The organism is Undibacterium sp. 14-3-2 (genome assembly GCF_016595265.1).
Lineage (GTDB): Bacteria > Pseudomonadota > Gammaproteobacteria > Burkholderiales > Burkholderiaceae_D > Undibacterium > Undibacterium aquatile.
In genome coordinates this window covers 91,715-114,410 of sequence record NZ_JAENGS010000007.1, presented here as the reverse complement: position 1 = coordinate 114,410, position 22,696 = coordinate 91,715, and the positions used below count along the sequence as shown (strand labels likewise).

Genomic DNA, 22,696 nt, shown 5'->3' with positions numbered 1-22,696 from the left:
GCATGAGACGTGGTTTCTATACAATTATGGCGGCACAGTTTTTTTCTTCGCTGGCCGACAATGCGCTACTGATTGCCTCCATGGCGTTACTGGTATCGATGCAATCGCCAAGCTGGATGCCACCTTTACTGAAATTTTTCTTCGCTGTCTCTTACGTATTACTAGCGGCCTTTGTCGGCGCCTTTGCTGATGCACTCCCCAAAGGCAAGGTCATGTTCATTACGAATATGATTAAAGTCCTTGGTTGCGCTTTAATGTTTTTTCATGTGCATCCCTTGATTGCCTATGCTCTCGTCGGATTTGGTGCTGCAGCGTATTCACCAGCAAAATATGGCATTCTGACGGAATTGCTCCCCCCCGAAAAACTGGTCGCCGCAAACGGCTGGATCGAAGGCTTAACCGTGACCTCCATCATTCTCGGCACCGTACTTGGTGGTGCGCTGGTCACCCCTCATATTTCGGCGACCTTGCTGAATTTTGATTTCCCGGTAGTTGATTTTCCAATTAATACGCCGACCGAGGCAGCACTCTGTGTCATTACCTTCTTTTATGGGCTTGCTGCTCTATTTAATTTGCGCATCCCCGACACAGGTGCCCGTTACGCCCATCAAAAGCCCCATCCAGTGCAATTAGTGTGTGACTTTTCTCATTGCTTTGTCACACTATGGAAAGACAAATTGGGGCAGATTTCACTGGCGGTCACTACGCTGTTCTGGGGCGCCGGGGCAACACTGCAGTTTATCGTTTTAAAATGGGCAGAAGAATCTTTGCAAATGCCGCTGAATAAAGCAGCGGTATTACAAGGTGTTGTCGCTATCGGCATTGCCATCGGCGCAGTTGCTGCTGCTAAATTTGTCCCACTCAAAAAATCACTGGCAGTCATGCCCATGGGCATCGCAATGGGACTAGTCGTCACCACCATGATCTTCGTACACAGCGTCTGGCTCGCCTATCCTTTACTTGTTCTGGTTGGTGCACTGGCAGGCTTCTTTGTAGTGCCTATGAATGCCCTCTTACAGCACCGCGGCCATGTACTGATGAGTGCTGGACATTCAGTTGCGGTACAGAATTTCAATGAGAACTTATCAGTACTGATCATGTTGGGCTTGTATGCACTGATGATCTATTTAGACCTGAACATTCAGGCTGTGATTGTGATCTTCGGCTTATTTGTGGCGAGTACAATGTTCATTGTGATGAGAAAGCATAGTGCAAACCAGCGCCAGTTTGATTCACTGGCACTGATAGGTGAGCATAAACACTAGGGATGCAATTTTGCCGCAGAAGCCCGATCCCACCAGTCTTCCGGGATCAGCATACCGCGGCAAACTTCCCGGGCAATACCGTTCTGGGTGAGGGTGATCGCCAGCAACACTGGCGCAGTCGATATCGAAAAATGTGATTTGATCTGTGTCAGTAATTCTTGCTTTCCGAATACAGCGTCACTAATCAGTTGCACCGGTGCCAGCCAGGCAAGGCGCTGCAAAATAACGCCTTCGCATTCAGGCATTTCCTGCAAATCACGCAAAGTCCAGATGTAACCACGACAATGCTGCTCCGATACCCCATCAACCGCAGAGCCTGCTCGACCGATATCCATATCGCGATAAAACAACCAGCCTTTGACAAGTGCTTGAGAACGCAGCAAAGGAAAAGGCAACAATTTCTTTGCTGCCGGATGCAAACCCAGACGCAATTGCTGCAGCACTATTTTCTTCATCTTGGCACCCAGCGTATCCGCGAGATTCGGGCCGAGATAATTAAACAAATCAGGTGCTCCGTTTTGTTCAGATGCCGCGTCAGAAAAAAACAAATAAAACTTTGTCGCCAACTCCCAATGCACAAGCCCCGCACCTTCTTTTACCAGAAAGTCAAATTCTCCTATGGTACGTGCCTGCTCGTCATTCACTTGCAGACCATGCGCAAACAGCTCACCTGAATCAGCAAGATAAAAAGCAAGCAACACCTCCGCATACAAACCCAGTCGTTTTGTCGGCGCGTCACGCAAGGCCTGATGCAAAGGCTCAGGAAATACATCAAGCTTGGTTAACCACCGTTCAAGCTGACTCTGAGATGGCAGCTCCGGTGCGACGATCGCACCTTGCCACACAGGGGACTGCTGATCGAGCAAATCGGGAGAACTTAACAACCATGCGAGTGAGCGGACATGCACATCGTTCAGATGTCCCCACTGCTGATAAAACTGTGCCTGATAGTCTGGATAGACTCGCATCAGACGTTTGTTGGTAAAGCGTTTTGAGCGAGACACAAATCGCGCCACGCCTTACTTTTTTCTACAGGTTTACGCAATAAATACGCCGGGTGATAGGTCACAATCATGGGAACACCGTTTACTCGATGTTCTTTTCCACGCAATTGCGAAACAGGCGTATCAGGATCTGCCCCCAATAAGGCAACTGCTGCCGTCTTACCCAGAGCAACAATCACTTTCGGCTGAATTAAGGCAATCTGGAGCTGCAAATACGGCAGACAAGCCTGCATTTCATCGGGCGTTGGTGGCCGGTCTTTACCGCTGCTATCAGTCGGTCGACATTTGACAACATTCGCAATATACGCACGTTCACCGCGCTGCACACCAAGTGCCCGCAGCATATTATCAAGCAACTGTCCGGCTGCGCCGACAAACGGCTCACCCTGTAAGTTTTCGTTATAGCCAGGCCCCTCACCGACAAACAACCATGTCGCTGCGGCATCTCCAGTGCCAAAAACTGTTTTTGTCCTACCTTTACACAAGCCACAAGCCACACAAGACGCGACTTCGGCTTGCAATGCATCCCAGGACATCACAGATACGCGATCCACGGGATCAGACGCCGCTGGCGCTGAAGACGGGGGTAGGTCCGCCACTGTTACAACATCGGTGACACCACCGTCAGGCAAAACAGCCGCAGGAGGAACATCCGCCAACGCCAACGTCGCAGCTACTGGAGTTACCTCCTCAGACGCATAGCGGGAGAGCCACAACGGGCCCAAACCCATTGCATTCAGAATTTTGATACGAGCCGTTTGTTCGGCAGCATTCATCAGCACATTCTCCGCATCACGATTGCATCTTCACGGGTATTTACATCGACAGGATAGTAGGCTTTTCTTCTGCCGATTTCCTCAAAGCCATCGGCAAGGTACACTTCAATTGCCCGATAATTACTACGCCGGACTTCCAACAAAACTGACGTCATGCCCTGTTCTTTTGCATAAAGATGCAAGTATCTCAACATGGCGCTCGCATATCCCTGCCCCTGATTTTCTTTACGAACTGCGAAATTCAGCAGATGTAATTCATCAACGACAGGCATTACAAAAAAATAAGCGGCAACTTCTCCGGAATGATCGCGAATACCAAATGCCTGATAGCCACTTAAAAACGAATCAGTGAAATTTCCTCTGGACCAGGGATGTGAGTACACCGTTTCCTCAATCGTCAGTATCTGATCAATATCCGCAAACCCCAATTTCACAAAGTTATGCATGTGTTTACATTCCGTACGAAAAAGCCGCATATCACTTCTGCCCTTGCACCAAAGCCCGTTCGGCAGTAGTTAAAGCGATCTTATTTCTCAGGTACAGCGGCTGCGCCAGCTCTGGTGAGACATCCTGACCACTTGCCAGCGCCAGCTTAGCTAACTCCGCAACCTGCTTGGCATGTGGCATCATCGGAATCGATGAAAACTGAATAAATTGAGAAGGCAAAACAACGCCATTCCCAAGGACAAAATACGGTGAATCAAGATCAGCACTCGGCGTAATGTCTTCTATCTTCGCCAACACAGGAGCGCTAACTTCTACGCAGACTCCGCCTACAAAGCAGTACTGCGCCCAGTACACCTCGCTCATACGCGCATCCAGAACGCAAATAAAATTTTCCGCCTTTACCTCCGCGAATGCTGCCAACGCCATCGCTTGCAGACTAACCACTGGCACAACGTTTAACTCTACGCCATAGGCAAGTCCCTGAACAATGCCGCAAGCGGTGCGTATTCCTGTAAATGCACCGGGGCCGCATCCGTAAGCCAAAACATCACAGTCAGACAGCGCGATGCCGGCCTCCGACAGCAATGACTGCAATGCAGGCAAAATTCCTTGTGAATGGGTCTGCACGCCAGATAACTCGCGCACATAAATCTGATCATCGACAAGCAAAGCTGCTGATGCCAGTTCGGTCGATGTTTCTATTGCTAAAATCGTTGTCATAGACGTATTTTACCGCGTTCACTTCAGTGCAAGGCTGGATTTCTATTGAGATTGAATCGGTTAGAATTACAACATGAACGCACATATTCACACTAATGATCTGAAACAGTTGAAAAATCAACTGAAGTCCAAACAATGGCTGGTCGCCTGCCTTTGCGCTGCATGGTGCGACACCTGTAATATTTATCGCACTGCATTCAAAGAACTGGCTGCCCGCCATCCGGAAAAGTGCTTTGCCTGGGTCGACATAGAAGACCATGCCCATCTGGTCGAGGATATAGAAATTGAAAATTTCCCTACCATCCTGATTCAATACGACGACGACGTGGCATTCCTCGGCACGATGTTGCCGGACTCCTCGCAACTACACCGACTCATCACATCTATTGAAGAGAGCATGCAATCCGGACCAATCAAGCGAAGCTCCCTCAATCAGGAGGCGCCTGAAAACTGGAGCCTACGCAGGTTAATACTCGCGGACTAGTCAATCACTAAGCCAATTCGGTGTTCATATCAGCGTGAGCACCTTCTTCAATTGAATACCGTAGAATAGAAAAAAGGGACTAGATTTGCATCTAGTCCCTTGAATCTGGTGCGGCTGGCAGGAATCGAACCCACGACCCCTTGGTTCGTAGCCAAGTACTCTATCCAGCTGAGCTACAGCCGCGAAGAAGAAAATTATAGCACAAGTAAACCCAACATTTAAAGCCCCTCCGCTCAACTTTTGTGACGCGGGATAAATAAGCATTACGGCAAGCAAAAAAAATGCAGCGAACCGGGGAATAAAATGAACAAGAAAAAAAAAGAAACGCAGAATAGAAAAAAGGGACTAGATTTGCATCTAGTCCCTTGAATCTGGTGCGGCTGGCAGGAATCGAACCCACGACCCCTTGGTTCGTAGCCAAGTACTCTATCCAGCTGAGCTACAGCCGCGAAAAACAAAATTATAGCATAGGACTTTTGATTTTATAAGCCCTCCTGCCATTATTTCAAATTTCAACCTGAGCGCCGACTTCAATCACACGATTGCTTGGGATGTGATAGTAGTCCGCTGCATCACGTGCGTTGCGAGACATGGCAACAAAAATGCCCTCACGCCATCTCGCCATGCCACCGCCTGGCGTAGAGATAATCGTCTGCCTGGAAATAAAGTAAGAAGTTTCCATAGGCTCAAAAATCAGACCACTCGATGCACACAAAGCAAGCGCAGCTGGAATATCCGGCTCATTTTTAAATCCGTAAAACAGATCGATCTGATAACACGAATTACCAAGATCGGAAATCTTAATACGTTCAGAAAATGGTACCCATGGAATTTCCCTGTTATGCAGCGTCAGAAAAACCACCCGTTCATGCAATATTTTGTTGTGCGATAAATTATGCAAAAGTGCATGCGGTACACCATCTGCCTCACCTCGTAAGAATACGGCAGTACCGTAAACCCGGGTTGGCGCAGATACAAACAGGGACGCTAGGAAATCCTCCAGCGGAATTGCATGTTTTTTCAGATTTTCAAATACCAACTCACGTCCACGTTTCCACGTCAGCATCAAGGTGAAAATAATCAATCCCAGCACAATAGGGAAGTAACCACCATGGAAGAATTTCAATGCATTGGCAGAAAACAGAGAAACGTCGATGGCTAAAAAGAAAAATGTCGCAGCAACACACAATAGAAGATTGTATTTCCAGCCAAACCGGATAACAAAAAACGTCAGCAATGACGTCACCAGCATCGTACCGGTATTTGCGATACCGTAAGCCGATGCAAGATTCGTCGATGATCCAAAGCCAATCACTGCGCCAACAACTACAAACAATTGCATCCAGTTCGCCACCGGAATATAAATCTGGCCAATTTCTTTAGCTGACGTATGCACAATCTTCATACGCGGCAAAAAGCCGAGCGAAATAGCTTGTTTGGTCATCGAGAACGTCCCGGATATCGTCGACTGAGATGCAATCACTGCAGCAACCGTCGATAAGATGACCAGAGGATAAATACTCCACGCACCCAACTGATAATAAAAAGGATTGGTCACTGCTGCCGGATTAAACATCAGCAGCGCGCCTTGTCCAAGGTAATTCAGCGCCAGTGCGGGAAACACAATAAAAAACCAGGCAGCACGAATCGGTTTAGCGCCAAAATGCCCCATATCCGCATACAAAGCTTCGGAACCGGTAAACGCCAGCACGACAGCACCCAGCGCAAAAAAGGCCCCCCAGTGATGGTCAATCACAAAGTTCACTGCGTATAAGGGATTGAAAGCGGCAAGAATTCCCGGAACGCGGATGATGTTATACAAGCCCATCAAGGCCAGAACTGAAAACCACAACAACATCACCGGGCCGAACATCTTCCCTATGCCTGCAGTGCCTTTACGCTGAACGGCATATAAACAAATCAGAACAATCAGCGTAATAGGAACAACGACTGGTTTAAAACTGGGTGTGGCAACTTCAATACCTTCCATTGCCGACAATACCGACATCGCTGGTGTGATCACACCGTCACCGTAAAACAGTGAAGCACCAAACAAGCCAAGCACAGTCAGGGGAAAGTAGAGTTTAGAATTTTTACTAACCGATTCGAGGGACAGCGCCGTCAGCGCCATAATCCCGCCCTCTCCGCGGTTATCTGCACGCAGCACAAGCGTCACGTACTTGAGGGAAACAATGATAATCAATCCCCATAAAATCATAGAGACGATACCAAAGATATTGGCTTGCGTTAGCTGCAATCCGTGGGCGGGCGCAAACACTTCCTTCATCGTATAGAGAGGACTGGTTCCGATATCGCCATAAACAATGCCGACTGCCGCTAACGTCAATCCTGCCAGACTGCTTTTCGTTTGATGATTATCCAATTGCGTACCTTGTAATTATTGGTGCGTTGCACAATAGGGCATTCCAGAGGCAAACTCAATAGTCCAAAACAAAAAAAGAACATATTAAGTTAATACGCAACAGTTAGCACATAAATAGTAACCTCACCGGGCAGGAACTAGTACGACATATGTTGTCTCGCTCAGACGGAAAGAGAATAAATTTACCTTTTAGCAAAAAACTCAATTGCAAATCAAACATCACACGAACTATGCCCATGAATATCACTGCAATCGATCGCGCAATATGATTTCAAGTACGTCGAAACATCAACGCTGGTCGGTATAAATAGAGAATTTGATTTGTATCCCTAGCCCTTACTTTGCCAGAGATTAGAAAACCGTAAAAGTTAATCCAACGCAACCTGCTCGACCGCGTCTGTTTTTACCTCATTAAACCGTTCAAGAGCAGCAATCAGTTCATCAATCGCTTCACTTCCGAATGCCTGCTCAACATATTGATATTGCGTGTCAATCAATGGGGCAATTTTCAGCATCAGCGCATCCCCCTGATCTGACAACGCAATTAAGACGCGACGTTGATCCCCTTTCACGTCACAGCGGCGGATCAGATCAAGCTCTTCCATGCGCTTGAGTACACCTGCCATGCTAGGGCTGGATATCTGACATAAATCACATAATTCTCGTGGTTCGAGTTGGCCGTGTTCATCAAGCACACGAAAAATTCGCCACTGCTGATCCGTTAATCCAAACCGACTCAATATCGGACGGAAGTGACTCATCAGATTCGCGCGGGCCTTCAAAAACAGTTGCGGCAGATTTCGGTAGGCAATCCTGTGATTCATGTTGACTCCATTCAGATTAATTATTTTCAATAATTCAAAGCCATTGTACAGATTGACTTACTAATATATTAGTGTTTTAATTCACTAATATATTAGTATTCTGGTGGGTTATCGGTGAAACATATAAAAAATTGGGAAAAAGCATGATAGTCAGGGATCGCCCGTCTGGCTTTCGGTTGTTTCTCATGTTGCGTGGCTCTGTATTGCCAAGAATATTGCCGGCTCTGACAATTAACATATTGATTGCAACTCTGGTCACCATGTCACATGGTGACTTATTCAAACTTAAGATCACGCTGACAACCATCCCGTTTACCCTGATCGGCTTGCCTATCTCCATTTTTCTCGGGTTCCGGAATAACACTGCGTATGACCGCTTTTGGGAAGCGCGCAAACTCTGGGGCGAACTACTGATCAGGAGCCGTAACCTGTCACGCCAATGTCAAAGCCTGATTGCCTACCCGATCACAGCAGTGGCATCAAATGGGCTGACAGATATCAGGGTACGCATGATTTACCGGGCAATCGCCTTTTCCTACGCACTTAAAAATCTGCTGCGCGATTTGCCGGGTGAGGATATGCCGCAATGGCTGACTCAAGAAGAGGTCACGCTGATTCAATCATCCAAAAACAAACCCGATTTTTTAATTAATCGTATGGCGCTGGATTTGCAGCAAAGTATGAATGAAAAGCGCATCGATCCCTGTCTCGCGGCCAATATTGACACTACCTTATCAGCCATCACAGCCGCCGCTGCCGCGTGCGAGCGCATAAAAAATACGCCCATTCCTTTTTCTTACACATTGCTGCTGCACCGGACTGCCTATATCTACTGTTTTCTGCTGCCTTTCGGACTGGTAGATTCGATCGGCTTTATGACGCCATTTGTGGTGGCAATTGTTGCCTATACCTTCTTTGGCTTAGATGCACTCGGCGATGAAATCGAAGAGCCCTTTGGTCTTGACGCGAATGATTTGCCATTAGATGCAATCTGTCGTGCCATCGAAATTGATTTACTCGAAGCAATACAACATGCCCCGCTCCCCGCACCAATGCTACCGGTGGGTTATCGGCTGACTTAGGCCACAAAAGAAGTACGGATTTCAGAAACACCGGCAACAACAACCTGGTCGCAGAATCAGGAAATCAGAACATAAAGTAATTCTCCCATCTACTTTCAGAGACAAAGGAATATAAAAATGCACGAAGCTCAACAACAACGGATACGTCTTCCAGAATTAAGAAATCGCGTCACGACTGCCGAACGGGCAGCGTCGTGGATAGAAGACGGAATGACGGTAGGCATGAGCGGTTTTACGCGAGCTGGTGACGCAAAAGTTGTTCCCCTCGCGATTGCGGAACGGGCAAAATCTGAACAACTGAAAATCACCCTGATGACTGGCGCATCACTGGGTAGCGATGTCGACAAAACACTGACCGAAGCCGGCGCTATGACACGCCGCATGCCATTTCAGGCAGACCCGACCTTGCGCGCGGCAATCAATCGCGGCGAGATCATGTATGTCGATCAGCACTTATCCGAAACAGTTGAGCAATTGCGCACGCGCCAGATCAATGCGATTGACGTCGCCATCATTGAAGCCATTGCGATCACAGAAACCGGCGCCATCATCCCGACCACATCTGTCGGTAACAGCGCCAGCTTTGCTATCCTGGCAGATCAGGTCATCGTCGAAATCAATCTGACACAGTCATTGGAACTGGAAGGTCTGCACGATATTTTCATTCCTAAGCACAGACCGCAACGGGAACCAATTCCTATCATGTCGGCAAGCGACCGCGTTGGAACAACGGCAATCATGATCCCGCCAGAAAAAATTGTTGCGATCGTCATTACCGAAAAAGCCGACAGCGCTTCGACCATTTTGCCACCAGATGAAGAAACAGCGCAGATCGCAGCCCACCTTGTTGAATTTTTCAAACAAGAAGTCAAAGATGGCCGACTGACTAATAGCCTGATGCCCATGCAGGCGGGTATAGGCACGATAGCGAATGCGGTCATGACGGGCTTCATTGACAGCCCCTTTGAACATTTGCAAATGTATTCAGAGGTCTTGCAAGATTCCACTTTCGATCTTTTTGATGCCGGAAAACTGGACTTTGCTTCCGGCTCATCGATCACACTGTCGGCGCAAAAAAGTCAGGAAGTATTTGCCAATATCGGTAAATACAAAGATCGCCTGGTGCTCCGTCCGCAAGAGGTCAGCAATCATCCCGAGGTCATTCGTCGTCTCGGCATCATCGCCATCAACACCGCGCTTGAAGCCGACATTTATGGCAATGTGAACTCCACACATGTACTCGGCACACACATGATGAACGGTATTGGCGGCTCGGGCGATTTTGCCCGCAACGCCTACCTGTCGGTATTTGCGACCAAGGCGATTGCCAAGAATGGAAAGATATCGAGTATCGTTCCTATGGTCACGCACGTTGACCACAATGAACATGACGTTGACATTATCGTGACCGATGTCGGCCTAGCAGATCTGCGCGGATTAGCACCGCGTGAACGCGCACAGAAAATCATTCAGAACTGTGTGGCAGAGCCTTACAAACAAATGTTACTAGATTATCTGGCGGAGGCAGAATTACGTGGCGGACAGACTCCACACGTCTTGGAGAAGGCGTTTTCCTGGCATGTCCGTTATCGTGAAACTGGCACTATGCTGGAACAAGCTGTCGCATTGAAAGCTGTTGCCTGATCTATTTCCAAGAGCAGATACAACAAAACGCCAACTGAATTTTTTCAGTTGGCGTTTTGTTCATCATATCTTGACGCAACAATGAGAATGCATAGGCTTGATAAGAAAACTCGCCAATATCCCCCTTGCGTTCGGACTAAAATCAGGGATTACTCACTGACCTCGACTAAACGTCCATTCAATGGCTGCACTGGTCGGGCATTCATTTTATAAAGCTTTTTAAACGCCGCGATCTGACTCGCGGACAATTCAACCGGCTGCTTCAGCACTTGCCAGCGCACCCCATCACTGCATGGAGGCGTTGTCAATGAACCGGTGAATTTGTAGTAAGTACGTGTCGCTGGCAAAACACTGGCTGGATCAAAATTAGTTAACGGAGTTGTTTTCCCTTCTGCAGGCAAGGCAGAAAAGACCGGTGCCAATGCAGCATTTTCCTTCCCTTTTTTAAACAGGACAGCAACAACAGATAATTTACCGTCGTTTAATTTGTGCACAAAATGCGCAACCATAGGATAGCTGACCCCATTTATTTTTTCTTCACTAGGCGTATGAAAGTGGAATTGCAACAGGCTACCTTCATCATCGCCAGTTTTAAGACTATTACCAGCAGGTACATTGACCTGCACCGTATGACCATTATTGATTACCTCAGCACTGTTGCTGACATACTTAAAATCCAACGGCAGCAAGGCGGCTTTTTTTGCATTGCGCTCAACGATGTTAATTGGTGACTGCTCTTTACTCATTTTACAAGCAGTATTGGCAGCATCCAGCTCAGACCAATGCGCGGGCGCAGTTTTTCCTTCATAGCCCCAGTGAGGAGCATGAGCCTTATCATCTGCCAGAGCCAGGCCGGATGATACAGATAACAAACCCAAGACAGCCATACAAACTGTTTTATTCATTTCATCATCTCCTTCAATTTTTAAAAAAAATCCTACTCAAGCAAGAGCCCCAAAAAAATAACTTCAAGACTCAGACCACTTCAACAGTGCAAAACAGTAACAACGACAACAACAGCAATTCCAGAAGCGACACACAATATAATTAAATTAAAATTCGTCCCACTCTTCGCCACCAGCTGCCTTGATTGATTTCCCGCCATCCGCAACCTTGACACTACCGGCAAGACGTTTTACCTGACCTCGTTGAGTCTGATTGTTTCGCACAGAAGCAGGTGCAACACGGTCATTGGTTTTCGACGTGGGTGCAAATCCACCATGCGCCCCGGGAATTTTAAAGACACTCACAATTTGCGTCAGGACTTGTGCTTGCTCTTCCAGCGATGCGGCTGCAGCTGCGGCCTCTTCAACCAGCGCCGCATTTTGCTGAGTGACTTCGTCCATTTGCGTCACCGCGTGATTAATTTGCTCGATACCGGAGGTCTGCTCCTGGCTTGCAAGACTCATTTCCCCCATGATATCGGTAACATTTTTGATACTGGATACGACAGAATCCATGGTGGAACCAGCCTGATCCACCAAGCGAGAACCAATTTCCACCTGCTCTACCGAGTCTCCTATCAGGGTTTTAATTTCTTTGGCGGCACCAGCCGATCTCTGCGCAAGATTGCGCACTTCACTGGCAACGACTGCGAAGCCACGTCCCTGTTCGCCTGCTCGCGCCGCTTCCACCGCGGCATTCAACGCGAGAATATTAGTTTGAAAAGCAATACCATCAATGACCCCGATAATATCCACGATTTTTTTCGATGATGCATTAATTGCCCCCATCGTATGAACCACTTCATTGACCACGGCACCGCCTTTGGCAGCGACTTCTGACGCAGAAATAGCCAATTGATTCGCTTGCCGCGCGTTATCCGTATTGTGCTTGACGGTCGATGTCAACTCTTCCATTGAAGAAGCGGTTTCTTCCAGTGCACCTGCTTGCTCTTCGGTGCGAGACGACAAATCCAGATTTCCTGAAGCGATTTCAGTGGCAGCGGTATGAATAGTTTCAGTGCCAACCCTCACCTTACTCACAATATCAATCAGATTCCCGTTCATGTCTTTCAGCGCCTGCATCAACTGACCAGTTTCATCTGTCGAATGTACCTGAATTTCTGAGGTTAAATCCCCTTTAGCAACTGTTTTTGCCAGATCAACCGCGACACCTATCGGCGCAGTAATCGATCTGGACGTGAACCAGGCAACTGCCGCGCCGCAAATAACAGCAAGAACTGCAATGGAAATCATCAGCATCAATGCTGATTGATATGCATGTGCTGCAGCTTCCTCGTCAATCGTATTTTTTTCTTCCTGAAGAGTTATAAAATCCCGAATAGCATCCTGCCATTTTGTGGTCGCTGGATTGGCTTCCTTCAAAAGAAATTGCACTGCTTCTTCTCGGTTTGTCTGAACCATTTCTGCAAACTTGTTATTCAGTGCTCTTGCTGCGAGCTGATCCTCTTTAATACTGGCAACAATTTTTTTTCCTGTTTCATCAAGGGGCATTTTTTCCAATTTGGAAAAAGCCTCATCGTAATGGACCCTGGCCTCATCAATTTTTTTATGTTCCAGCTTGGCCTGTGCTTCATCTGTTAGCAAAGCGATTGATCGTATTACCCGCGAAACGATATGGACAGACCTGGACATATCCTCAAGCGCATCCATTTTTTTAACGTTCACTGTCACAACATGATGTAATGCTTGGTTGGATTGCTGCATACCGTGAATACCGAGGTAGGCCACACCAATCAGCATAAGCAGCACAAGGGCAAAGCCAGCACCCAGCCGCGTACCAATAGGCAGGTTTGATAATTTCATAAATGTCTCTCCGGTAAATTACTGCTCGAAAGGTTCGGTTTTTACTGGGTTGTGAATCGTAATCAATGACGACCTTTTTTGCGCTTTGCAATTTCATGCAAACATATTCAGTGAAACGCCGACAGAAAAGCTGGACATCAGCATATATCGCTAAAAAAACATTTACTGTTGACAATTGTCAATTGTTACGTGATTTGAGAAAAGTTAACCTTTTCTATATTCTTACGACAACATGCTATGCCTGTAACGCACAGCATTAATGATAAAATGTCGCCATGAAACAACATTCCCGCACACAACGATACACAGCACTACTCGCATGTTTTGCGATATTGCTGGCATTGTTCATGCCGTCTGTTTCTTCTGCGCTCGCCGCAAAAAACCAAGATTCATTCTGGTCAGGGATATGTACCACGCAAATCAGTAGCGCAAACAATGCAGATCATTCGCTGCAAGCATCGCAAGACAACGCGCCACATTCCGGCGATAGCGATATGCAAGCGGGGCATTGCGCTTATTGTTTTACCAGCGCAGCTTCGTTTGCCTTGCCTCCGGCTGTCGCGCTGAGTCTTCCCATCCGCATACAAGCGTTACCACTGCCAGCGCTGTTTTATACATCCCCCTCCCCGTTATTTGTCTGGGCCTCAGTCCAGTCGCGCGCCCCACCCTTGCTGACCTGAGAAATCAATCTCGCATTGCAGCATTGCAGCATTGCAGCAACGTTCGTTCAGCGTTATCAACCGCACAGTTCCTTTCTATCTCGTCGTTTTTTGACATAGGAAGACGCGTCTGCCGCATCTGTAGTTGCTGTGCAATCGCCGCATCGCCGCTTCAGCATTTCTCTGTTTCGCTATGAAATCATGTGACGCGACGTGATGCTTATTTGAATCCATCCCTTGCCGGGATTACATCAGAGTCTGAATATGCAACACCCATTATTTCTTCAACGTCGTTTACATCTCGCCATCATCGCTGCTTTTTCTCACGCTACTGCCTTTGCCGCAGACTCATCAACGCCTGACACCAACAGTGTTGAGAGCTCAATTCAAGAAGTCGTTGTACAAAGTAATAAGTTAGCCGGAGCTATCACTTCTGGCACAAAGGAATCGATCACTGCTAAGCAAATTGCGGAAAACATCAATGCTATTACCACCGCTGAGGCATTGAATTACCTGCCCAGTACCCATGTGCGCGAACGCTACATAGGCGACCGCAACGGCATCCTTGTCATGCGAGTTAACAGCTCTGTCGCCAGCGCGCAAACAACCGTGTATGCAGATAATCTGTTGCTCTCGAATTTTCTGAACAATAGTTACAGTACAGCGCCGCGCTGGGGCATGGTCGCGCCAGAAGAAATTGATCGCATTGATGTTTTGTACGGCCCATTCTCTGCCCTGTATCCGGGTAACTCTGCCGGTGGTGTCGTGCTGATGTCCACCCGTATGCCAGAACGCTTTGAAGCGCATGCGAAACTAGATGTGTTCAAACAAAATTTTAAACTTTACGGTACTGATCAAAGTTATAACGGTACACACGGCAGTCTGTCGATAGGCAGTAAATCAAACAACTGGTCATGGCTGGTGAATGTCGATCATCTCGACAACAATGGCCAACCTCAAACCTTTGGTGCTGCAACGAAAGCCAGCGTTACCGGCACACCAGCGTTCACCAATGTCAGCGGTGAAATTCGTGACATCGATACCAGTGGCAATCCGCGCATCATTACCAGCGCCATCGGCGCTGATGCAACAGTACAGGATAATGCCACGCTCAAACTTGCTTACGACATTTCACCGGAGCTACGCGCCAGCTATACGCTGGGAACATGGCAAAATAAGTCAACTACTTATGTCAGCAATTATCTGCGTGATGCCAGCGGCAACGCGGTATTCAACACCAGCAGCAGCGGCGCAGGAAAGTATGTGAAATTCAATGGAGATACCAGTTACTACACACTGAGTGGTACCTCTCCCGGCTACAGCGAAAGCGAACACTACATGCACGGGCTCTCGCTGAAAAGCAGCACCAGAGGTGCCTGGGATTGGGAGGTGATTGCCAGCTTGTACGATCAGCGTAAAGACAACTCGCTCACTGCTGCTAACAAAGCTAATTTGTACGATTCTGGATTAGGCAATAGCAGACCGGGCGGCACGATCACAACCGGCGATGGTACAGGCTGGACGACATTGGATTTACGCAGCGAATACCGTCCCGGCGGCGATCTGAAGAGCGCGCACCGCCTGAGTTTTGGCTATCACTTTGATCGCTACGAATTAAAGTCGGTGACATCGACTATTCTGAATGACTGGTTAAGCGGCGATCCGGCCGCAACGCCGAGTTCCAACTCTTTTGGCAAGACACAAACACAAGCAGTCTATCTGCAAGATGCCTGGCAAATTACGCCAACATGGAAAACGGTTGTTGGTGGCCGCCTGGAACAATGGAAAGCCTATGATGGCAGCAACTTCAATGCCGCCAATGTACCCGCATACCAGCAAATGAATTATGCCAGCCGCACCAGCAACGATTTTTCACCCAAACTATCGATCTCTTATCAGGCAAGTAAAGACTGGGCTTACCGCGCATCATTCGGACAAGGAGTACGCTATCCGACCGTTGCTGAAATATTTCAGGTGATTAATCTGCCTAACAATGTCAAACAAAATGACCCGAATCTGAAGCCGGAAAAAGTACGCTCGGCAGAGCTCGTCGCCGAAACCAATCTGAGCAAAGGCAGCTTGCGGACTTCTTTCTTTTTTGAAGACAAGCGTGACGCCCTGATCTCGCAAAGCGACACCACAGTTATACCTAACATATCCAGCATTCAGAATGTCGATAAAGTGCGTACGTATGGCATCGAGGCGGTGCTTGGACTCAATGATGCGCTGGTCAATGGGCTAGACCTGAATGGCAGCGTGACTTACACCAATTCGACCATCGTTGCCAACAGCCGCAATCCGGGATTAGTTGATACCGATCAGCCGCGCATACCTGCATGGCGGGCGACGATGGTGGCGACATACCACGCGAACGAACGACTGACGTACAGTCTCAGCTATCGCTACAGCGGGCATCAACACAATGCGCTTTTTAACACCGCGACCAAACAATACAACGACATTAACCCTGACGTGTATGGTGCGGTGAGCAAATACAGCGTGTTTGATGCAAAACTCCAGTACAAACTGGCGCGCCAGTGGACGGGCTCTGTCGGCATCAATAACATCGGTAGCTATAAGTACTATGTGAATCCGAATCCTTATCCACAACGTACGTTCTTTGCCAGCATGAAATTTGATTATTAATATCACGCCAAAGCTCATCATGACACTTGCCCATCGCTTATTTTTTGCCAGTGCACTCGCACTGTGGACACTCTTACCTGCCGTGGCACATGCCCAGATGAATCACGGCAAACACAAAGCTGCCAGAGCAGAACTAGGAACATCTGCCGCATTTGATTCGCAGGGCAAGTTATGGGTCGCGACCAAAGAAAGCACAGGCGAAGGGGCTGCCGGTTATGTCGTCCTGCAGTATTCACCGGACATGGGAAAATCATGGTCGCCCGCCATAAAAGTGCAATCCCAGCCTGAGCCGATTTCTGCTGATGGTGAAAATCGTCCCAAGCTGGCCTTTGGAACGAAGGGAGAAATCTATGTTGCTTACACCAAGCCATTAAGCAAACCGTACACAGGTGAAATTCGTTTTGCGCGCTCGGTCGATGGCGGACGTAGTTTTTCTCCCCCCATCACGGTACATAGCAATCGCGATGAAATCACGCACCGCTTTGAATCAATGATCGTCGATAAAAGCGGTCGCATTTTTATCGCCTGGATAGATAAACGCGATGCAGAAGCAGCCCGGGCAAAGAAAGAAAAATACGCTGGTGCAGCGATTTACTACAGCGTTTCTACAGATCAGGGGGCCAGTTTCCAAGCGGATTACAAACTGGCCGAACATAGTTGCGAATGCTGCCGCATCGCCTTAGCCCTCAATCCGGCGGGAAAGCCCGTCGCGATGTGGCGTCATGTATTCGAGCCGAATTTCCGCGATCACGCGCTGAGTGAATTAAACGCCGATGGTCATACTGCGCCGTTGATACGCACCACCTTTGATGAATGGCGCATCGATGCATGTCCGCACCACGGGCCATCTGTCGCTTTTGATCATGAAGGACAACGCCATCAAACGTGGTTCAACGTCAAAGCTGACGAAGGGGGTGTTTTTTACGCCGCAACAAATTCCAAAGGGACACTCAACGAACCAATGCGGTTGGGTAACGCGCAGGCGGAGCACGCGGATGTGATTGTCACCGGCAACACCGTCGCCATCGCCTGGAAACAATTTGATGGTAATGCCAGTGTAATACTGGCAAAGCGGTCAGATGACGCCGGTAACACATGGCAAGACCTCAGCATCGCCAAAACACTGGGCAATTCGGATCAACCACATTTACTCGCCACGCCAACTGGACCTGCGCTGGTGTGGCGTACACAAAATGAAGGTATCCAAATTATTCCATTCGGGAGCAAAAAATGAAAACCTGTTTGAAAACACTGAAACTGCTTGCACTGTCTTTACTGCTCATCGCCACATCAAGCCATGCGACACCATTACAGGAATTCAAATCAGACAGCATGCACCAGCTACTGCAAAGTCAGAAAGGAAAAGCATTCGTTTTGGTGGTTTGGTCACTCGATTGCGAATTCTGTCAGGCAAGTCTGGCAACGCTGGGACAAAGTAAAAAGAAAAATAAATATGTCCGGGTCATCACGATAGGAACAGATTCAATACTGGATGAGCAGAATGCCAGCCTGATGAAGCAAAAGTTAAACGAATTTGGTCTGAGCAAAGATGCCTGGGCATTCGGCGAAGAGGCGCCGGAAAGATTGCGTTTCTCAGTCGATCCCAAATGGCATGGCGAAATGCCCCGCAGCTACTGGTTTAATGAAAAAGGTGAGCGCACCGCGTTATCCGGCGTCATCAAAACGGATGACATTCAAAAATTTTTCCGGCAGCAGCATCAGGCAAAATAAACTTTCCCCGCTCAATGCACAATCTCTCCTGCGAGGGTGATAAACGCTTTCAGGTAATCGATTTCTGTATCCGCTTCCCGCACGCCCAGAAAAATCTGTTTCGCGATTCCCCGCTTACCTAAACGGACTTGTGCGATCTGCATTTTGCTGGCGTACTCCGCCACCAGCCAGCCCGGTAATGCAGCTACACCCCGGCCACTGGCAACCATCTGTAACATGATGTCGGTTGTTTCTATGGTTTTATGTTTTTTAGGGGCGCAGTTCGCTGGCAATAAAAACTGCTTATAAATATCTAAGCGTTCAATTGCGACCGGATAGGTAATCAGCGTTTCTTCCAGTAACTCGTTGGGGGAAACATATTTTTTTCCGGCCAGTCTGTGTTCGCGCCTCACGACCAACACTTGCTCATAATCAAAAACCGGGGTGAACAATAAGCCGGTTTTATACAAGGGATCAGGCGTGACCAACAGATCGATTTCATCATTCAGCAAAGCGCCAATGCCGCCGAATTGAAATTTCTGTTTCACATCGACATCGACATCCTGCCAGCGACTCAGATACGGCGCCACCACCTTCAGCAGCCATTGATAACAAGGGTGACATTCCATGCCAATCCGCAAGGTGCCTCGGCCACCTTCTGCATATTGCCGCATGACTTCTTCGGCATACTCAAACTGCGGCAACAAGCGGTTTGCCAGACCGAGTAAATACTGGCCAGCCTGCGTCAGACGTAATTGCCGCCCCTCACGCGCCCAGACTGGCGTCCCCAAAAACATTTCCATTTTCTTTACCGTGTGACTCAGCGCCGATTGCGTCAGACACAGTACGTCCGCTGCTGCGGTCAATGAGCCCTGGCGATCAACCTCGCGTATCAGTGTCAGATGAAGGCGTTCCAGCATATTTTATTCCATGAATATTAATAATCAATTCATTAAATAATACCATTATTATTCATGGATTAAATTATCTATCATGCACTCCTACACATGAGGAGTTATATGGTTACGACACACAATCTCGGCTTTCCACGCATAGGCGCAAAACGTGAACTGAAGTTCGCTTTAGAAGACTATTGGAAAGGAAACTTATCTCAGACCCAGCTCGAAGACACTGGCGCATTGTTACGGCAACGCCATTGGCAACATCAGTCACAGCTGGATTTTGTTCCGGTCGGCGACTTTTCGTTTTACGATCAGGTGCTCGATATGAGTTTCCTGCTGGGGAATATTCCGGCCCGCGTGCGTCATCATGAAGGCAATACGCTGGACAACTATTTCCGCGTTGCCCGTGGACGCTCAGCGCAGGACTCTGCATGCCATTGCGTGCATGCGGGTGAAATGACGAAATGGTTTGATACCAATTATCACTACATCGTCCCGGAATTTGATGCGGCGACGACTTTTTCCCTCGATGCCTCGCGCCTGCTGAAGCAGATCAGACAAGCGGCTACGCTTGGCGTAACGGCGAAACCCGTCATCATCGGGCCTGTCAGTTATCTGTGGCTGGGAAAAACAAAAGACGCATCAGACAAACTGGCCTTGCTGCCCAAGCTCTTGCCTGTCTATGCACAACTGCTGGATACGCTGGCAGCCGAAGGTGTGGAGTGGGTGCAAATCGATGAGCCGGTGTTGGTGACCGAGCTTGATCCGGCATGGCAACAGGCATTCACCACAGCGTATCAGGCGCTGGCTCCGCGCAAACTGAAACTGTTGTTGACGACCTATTTTGGCGATCTGCAAGAGAACCTCAGCCTCGCATGTGCATTACCTGTCGACGGCATTCATATTGACGCGATCAATGCGCGGCATGAGCTGGAACAACTGCAAACCTTGTTACCGGATAGCATGGTGTTATCACTGGGCGTCATCAATGGTCGCAACATTTGGAAAACCGATTTACACGCAACCCTGGAATGGCTGGAACCGATACACCGCGTATTGCAGTCACGCTTATGGATAGCACCCTCGTGCTCTCTGCTTCATGTGCCGGTTGATTTGCGCAGTGAAAACAAACTGGCCAGTCATATTCAATACTGGCTGGCATTCGCTCAACAAAAACTCGATGAACTGCATATCCTCGCACAGGCATTGAACAAAGGCCGTGTGTCAGTACAAGATGCACTGGTCGCCAACAGCGCAGCCATCAACAGCCGAAAAAACTCGTCCCTCGTGCACAACCCAGCCGTCAAAGCCGCCGTTGCCGACATCAACGCCAGCCTGGGACAACGGCTAAGCAATTACGAACAGCGCGCAAAAAAACAATCTGCCTGTTTACAACTGCCCGCCTTTCCAACGACCACCATAGGCTCATTTCCGCAGACACCAGAGATTCGTCAGGCGCGCAGTCGCTACCGTCTTGGGCAACTCGACGAAGCCAGCTACAAAACATTCATGCAAAACGAAATTGCCCGCTGCGTGCAAGAACAGGAAGCGCTGGAACTGGATGTATTTGTGCATGGCGAAGCTGAACGCAACGACATGGTTGAATACTTTGGCGAACAACTGGAAGGCTATGCTTTCAGTGAATTCGGCTGGGTGCAATCGTATGGCTCACGCTGCGTCAAACCACCGATTTTATTTGGCGACATCCACCGCCCGAAACCAATGACAGTGGACTGGATTAAATTTGCACAGTCACTGACGGAAAAACCGATGAAAGGAATGCTGACCGGCCCCGTCACTATCCTCAACTGGTCTTTCGTGCGTGATGATCAACCGCGCTCGGTATCCTGCTACCAGCTCGCACTGGCGATACGACAGGAAGTGCTGGATCTGGAAAAAAGCGGCGTGCGCATTATTCAGATTGATGAAGCAGCGCTGCGCGAAGGCTTGCCATTGCGACGCACTGAGTGGGACAGCTATTTGCGCTGGGCAGTCGAATCGTTCCGCATTGCCGCCAATGGCGTCAGCGACGAAACACAGATACACACGCACATGTGCTATTCCGAATTCAACGACATCATTGCCTCTATTGCAGCGATGGACGCCGATGTCATCACCATAGAAACATCGCGTTCGGATATGGAATTACTCGACGCATTTGACCACTTTAGTTACCCGAATGAAATCGGCCCCGGTGTCTATGACATACACTCGCCCAACATTCCGGCGCAGGAACACATCGTGCAACTGATGCGCAAAGCGGCAGAACGCATTCCCACAGAACGCTTATGGGTGAACCCGGATTGCGGCTTAAAAACCCGCAGTTGGGAAGAAGTCATCCCCGCCCTCAGAAACATGGTGGCAGCGGCAAAACAATTACGCCAGGCAGCGTAATTTTCACCATCGCCAGGCTCAACGAGCCTGGCGCATGACTGGTGTGTGACTGGTGTGTGACTGGAGCAGCAGAAGCTCACCCATCGTCATTTCTCCACAACGACAACCGTTGAACGACATCCCTTAATAAATACGTGCCTCACAGAACAAAAAGCCTCCACGAGGCTTATTTTTATTAGGGTATCCAATCTGGATTTTACTGGTCTGCAAAGTCACATCAGAAAGACGCAATCTGCTTGCACCCGCAATACATACGGCCCTGCGGCGCATGCGAATGACGCCGCAGGGCGAGTTATTCCCCTGCATACGGTCAATCATGGCAAAATCTGGCTATGAAGCAATCTTATTACCCTCCATGTTAAGCTCAAAAATACTACTGATAGACGATCACAGTTTGTTTCGCACCGGGCTGAGAGCCTTGATTTGCAACGGTTTACAAGACGTCAGTGTACTGGAAGCGGCATCGCTGGAAGAAACCATGCGGGTTGATCTGACAGATATTCACTTGATTTTGCTCGACATCAAATTACAAGGACTCAACGGACTAGAAGGCATTGCCTTACTGAAGAGAAAATGGCCGGAGACACCAGTGCTTGTTCTGTCTGCAGACGATGCGCCCGAAACCGCACAGCTGGCGCGTGAACGTGGCGCACGCAGTTTTATTTCGAAAGGCGACACTGCTGACAATATTCTCGCGGCGATCCTCAGCGTCCTCCGCGGTGAAGCAGACGATGCGGAAATGTCAGCGCAACAGATGCAGGAAAAAACCAGAGCAAACGCTGCAAAGCCTTTGCTGACCCCGCGTCAATACGAGGTTCTGGATCTGGTCTGTCAGGGTTTATCAAACAAGCTGATTGCGCGTCGTCTGGATCTGTCGGAAAACACAGTGCGCTGTCATGTGCAGGTGGTGCTGACGACATTACAGGTATCGAATCGCTCTGAAGCCGCATTCGCGGCACGCCGCAAAGGTCTGGTGAACTGAGTGATC

General features: G+C 48.7%; 19 protein-coding genes and 2 tRNA genes. 10 read left to right on the top strand and 11 right to left on the bottom strand.

Annotated elements, in window-relative coordinates; genetic code table 11:
• Nucleotides 1-2: 2 nt before the first annotated feature.
• Nucleotides 3-1,265 carry a lysophospholipid transporter LplT gene (gene lplT / locus Undi14_RS15480; RefSeq protein WP_186883690.1) on the top strand — a complete coding sequence of 421 codons (1,263 nt, stop codon included), beginning with the start codon at nucleotides 3-5 and terminating at the stop codon, nucleotides 1,263-1,265.
• Here the strand turns inward: lplT and Undi14_RS15475 are convergent.
• From Undi14_RS15475 to tsaB, 4 genes are read right to left on the bottom strand one after another with little or no spacing between them, the layout of a single operon-like run.
• A complete protein-coding gene (locus tag Undi14_RS15475; protein WP_200181588.1) occupies nucleotides 1,262-2,233 on the bottom strand; it encodes a DUF1853 family protein in 972 nt (323 codons plus the stop codon). The two genes, lplT and Undi14_RS15475, sit on opposite strands and share 4 nt — an antisense overlap.
• On the bottom strand, nucleotides 2,233-3,045 hold the full coding sequence (locus Undi14_RS15470) for a uracil-DNA glycosylase family protein (protein WP_200181385.1): 813 nt from the start codon (nucleotides 3,043-3,045) through the stop codon (nucleotides 2,233-2,235). The genes Undi14_RS15475 and Undi14_RS15470 overlap by 1 nt, the downstream gene beginning before the upstream one ends.
• Nucleotides 3,045-3,491, bottom strand: a complete 447-nt coding sequence (rimI, locus tag Undi14_RS15465) for a ribosomal protein S18-alanine N-acetyltransferase (protein ID WP_200181384.1) — start codon at nucleotides 3,489-3,491, stop codon at nucleotides 3,045-3,047. The genes Undi14_RS15470 and rimI overlap by 1 nt, the downstream gene beginning before the upstream one ends.
• A 31-nt stretch (nucleotides 3,492-3,522) precedes the next feature.
• Nucleotides 3,523-4,212, bottom strand: coding sequence for a tRNA (adenosine(37)-N6)-threonylcarbamoyltransferase complex dimerization subunit type 1 TsaB (gene tsaB, locus Undi14_RS15460; RefSeq protein WP_200181383.1), 690 nt, complete (start codon nucleotides 4,210-4,212; stop codon nucleotides 3,523-3,525).
• 73 nt (nucleotides 4,213-4,285) lie between these two features.
• Between tsaB and Undi14_RS15455 the strand changes: the two genes are divergently transcribed.
• Complete coding sequence (locus Undi14_RS15455; RefSeq protein WP_200181382.1) at nucleotides 4,286-4,696, top strand: thioredoxin family protein; 411 nt, start codon at nucleotides 4,286-4,288, stop codon at nucleotides 4,694-4,696.
• Nucleotides 4,697-4,802: 106 nt separating this feature from the next.
• Here Undi14_RS15455 and Undi14_RS15450 read toward each other — a convergent pair.
• The 4 genes from Undi14_RS15450 to hpaR form a co-directional block, all read right to left on the bottom strand.
• Nucleotides 4,803-4,879 (bottom strand) — tRNA-Arg (locus tag Undi14_RS15450).
• 189 nt (nucleotides 4,880-5,068) lie between these two features.
• Nucleotides 5,069-5,145, bottom strand: a tRNA-Arg gene (locus tag Undi14_RS15445).
• A gap of 56 nt (nucleotides 5,146-5,201) precedes the next feature.
• Nucleotides 5,202-7,079 (bottom strand): potassium transporter Kup, encoded by a 1,878-nt coding sequence (locus Undi14_RS15440; protein WP_223826891.1) that lies wholly within the window; start codon nucleotides 7,077-7,079, stop codon nucleotides 5,202-5,204.
• A gap of 368 nt (nucleotides 7,080-7,447) precedes the next feature.
• Nucleotides 7,448-7,903 (bottom strand): homoprotocatechuate degradation operon regulator HpaR, encoded by a 456-nt coding sequence (gene hpaR, locus Undi14_RS15435; RefSeq protein WP_200181380.1) that lies wholly within the window; start codon nucleotides 7,901-7,903, stop codon nucleotides 7,448-7,450.
• A 143-nt stretch (nucleotides 7,904-8,046) separates the two neighbouring features.
• On the opposite strand from hpaR, the gene Undi14_RS15430 reads away from it, so the two are divergent.
• Nucleotides 8,047-8,985: a bestrophin family protein gene (locus Undi14_RS15430; RefSeq protein WP_200181378.1), complete on the top strand. Its 939-nt coding sequence runs from the start codon at nucleotides 8,047-8,049 to the stop codon at nucleotides 8,983-8,985.
• Nucleotides 8,986-9,102: 117 nt separating this feature from the next.
• Nucleotides 9,103-10,629 carry an acetyl-CoA hydrolase/transferase family protein gene (locus Undi14_RS15425; protein WP_200181376.1) on the top strand — a complete coding sequence of 509 codons (1,527 nt, stop codon included), beginning with the start codon at nucleotides 9,103-9,105 and terminating at the stop codon, nucleotides 10,627-10,629.
• Between the two features lie 149 nt (nucleotides 10,630-10,778).
• On the opposite strand, the gene Undi14_RS15420 is transcribed toward Undi14_RS15425, so the two are convergent.
• The gene (locus tag Undi14_RS15420) at nucleotides 10,779-11,534 is read right to left on the bottom strand and encodes a carbonic anhydrase (protein WP_186898480.1); all 756 of its coding nucleotides are present in this window, start codon (nucleotides 11,532-11,534) and stop codon (nucleotides 10,779-10,781) included.
• A gap of 147 nt (nucleotides 11,535-11,681) precedes the next feature.
• Nucleotides 11,682-13,397, bottom strand: coding sequence for a methyl-accepting chemotaxis protein (locus Undi14_RS15415; RefSeq protein ID WP_200181374.1), 1,716 nt, complete (start codon nucleotides 13,395-13,397; stop codon nucleotides 11,682-11,684).
• A 275-nt stretch (nucleotides 13,398-13,672) separates the two neighbouring features.
• On the opposite strand from Undi14_RS15415, the gene Undi14_RS15410 reads away from it, so the two are divergent.
• The 4 genes from Undi14_RS15410 to Undi14_RS15395 all read left to right on the top strand — a co-directional run bounded on the left by Undi14_RS15410 (nucleotide 13,673) and on the right by Undi14_RS15395 (nucleotide 18,433).
• Nucleotides 13,673-14,077: a DUF2946 domain-containing protein gene (locus Undi14_RS15410; protein ID WP_200181372.1), complete on the top strand. Its 405-nt coding sequence runs from the start codon at nucleotides 13,673-13,675 to the stop codon at nucleotides 14,075-14,077.
• A 243-nt stretch (nucleotides 14,078-14,320) separates the two neighbouring features.
• A complete protein-coding gene (locus Undi14_RS15405; protein WP_200181370.1) occupies nucleotides 14,321-16,702 on the top strand; it encodes a TonB-dependent receptor in 2,382 nt (793 codons plus the stop codon).
• 19 nt (nucleotides 16,703-16,721) lie between these two features.
• Nucleotides 16,722-17,936, top strand: a complete 1,215-nt coding sequence (locus Undi14_RS15400; RefSeq protein WP_200181368.1) for a sialidase family protein — start codon at nucleotides 16,722-16,724, stop codon at nucleotides 17,934-17,936.
• The gene (locus Undi14_RS15395) at nucleotides 17,933-18,433 is read left to right on the top strand and encodes a hypothetical protein (protein ID WP_200181366.1); all 501 of its coding nucleotides are present in this window, start codon (nucleotides 17,933-17,935) and stop codon (nucleotides 18,431-18,433) included. Before Undi14_RS15400 ends, Undi14_RS15395 begins: the two co-directional genes overlap by 4 nt.
• Nucleotides 18,434-18,444: 11 nt before the next feature.
• Here the strand turns inward: Undi14_RS15395 and Undi14_RS15390 are convergent, their stop codons facing one another.
• The gene (locus Undi14_RS15390; RefSeq protein WP_200181364.1) at nucleotides 18,445-19,332 is read right to left on the bottom strand and encodes a LysR family transcriptional regulator; all 888 of its coding nucleotides are present in this window, start codon (nucleotides 19,330-19,332) and stop codon (nucleotides 18,445-18,447) included.
• Between the two features lie 99 nt (nucleotides 19,333-19,431).
• Between Undi14_RS15390 and metE the strand changes: the two genes are divergently transcribed.
• Nucleotides 19,432-21,708, top strand: a complete 2,277-nt coding sequence (gene metE, locus Undi14_RS15385) for a 5-methyltetrahydropteroyltriglutamate--homocysteine S-methyltransferase (RefSeq protein ID WP_200181362.1) — start codon at nucleotides 19,432-19,434, stop codon at nucleotides 21,706-21,708.
• Between the two features lie 316 nt (nucleotides 21,709-22,024).
• Entirely contained in the window at nucleotides 22,025-22,690 is a 666-nt protein-coding gene (locus tag Undi14_RS15380) for a response regulator transcription factor (protein ID WP_223826893.1), read from the top strand.
• The last annotated feature ends 6 nt before the right edge of the window (nucleotides 22,691-22,696 follow it).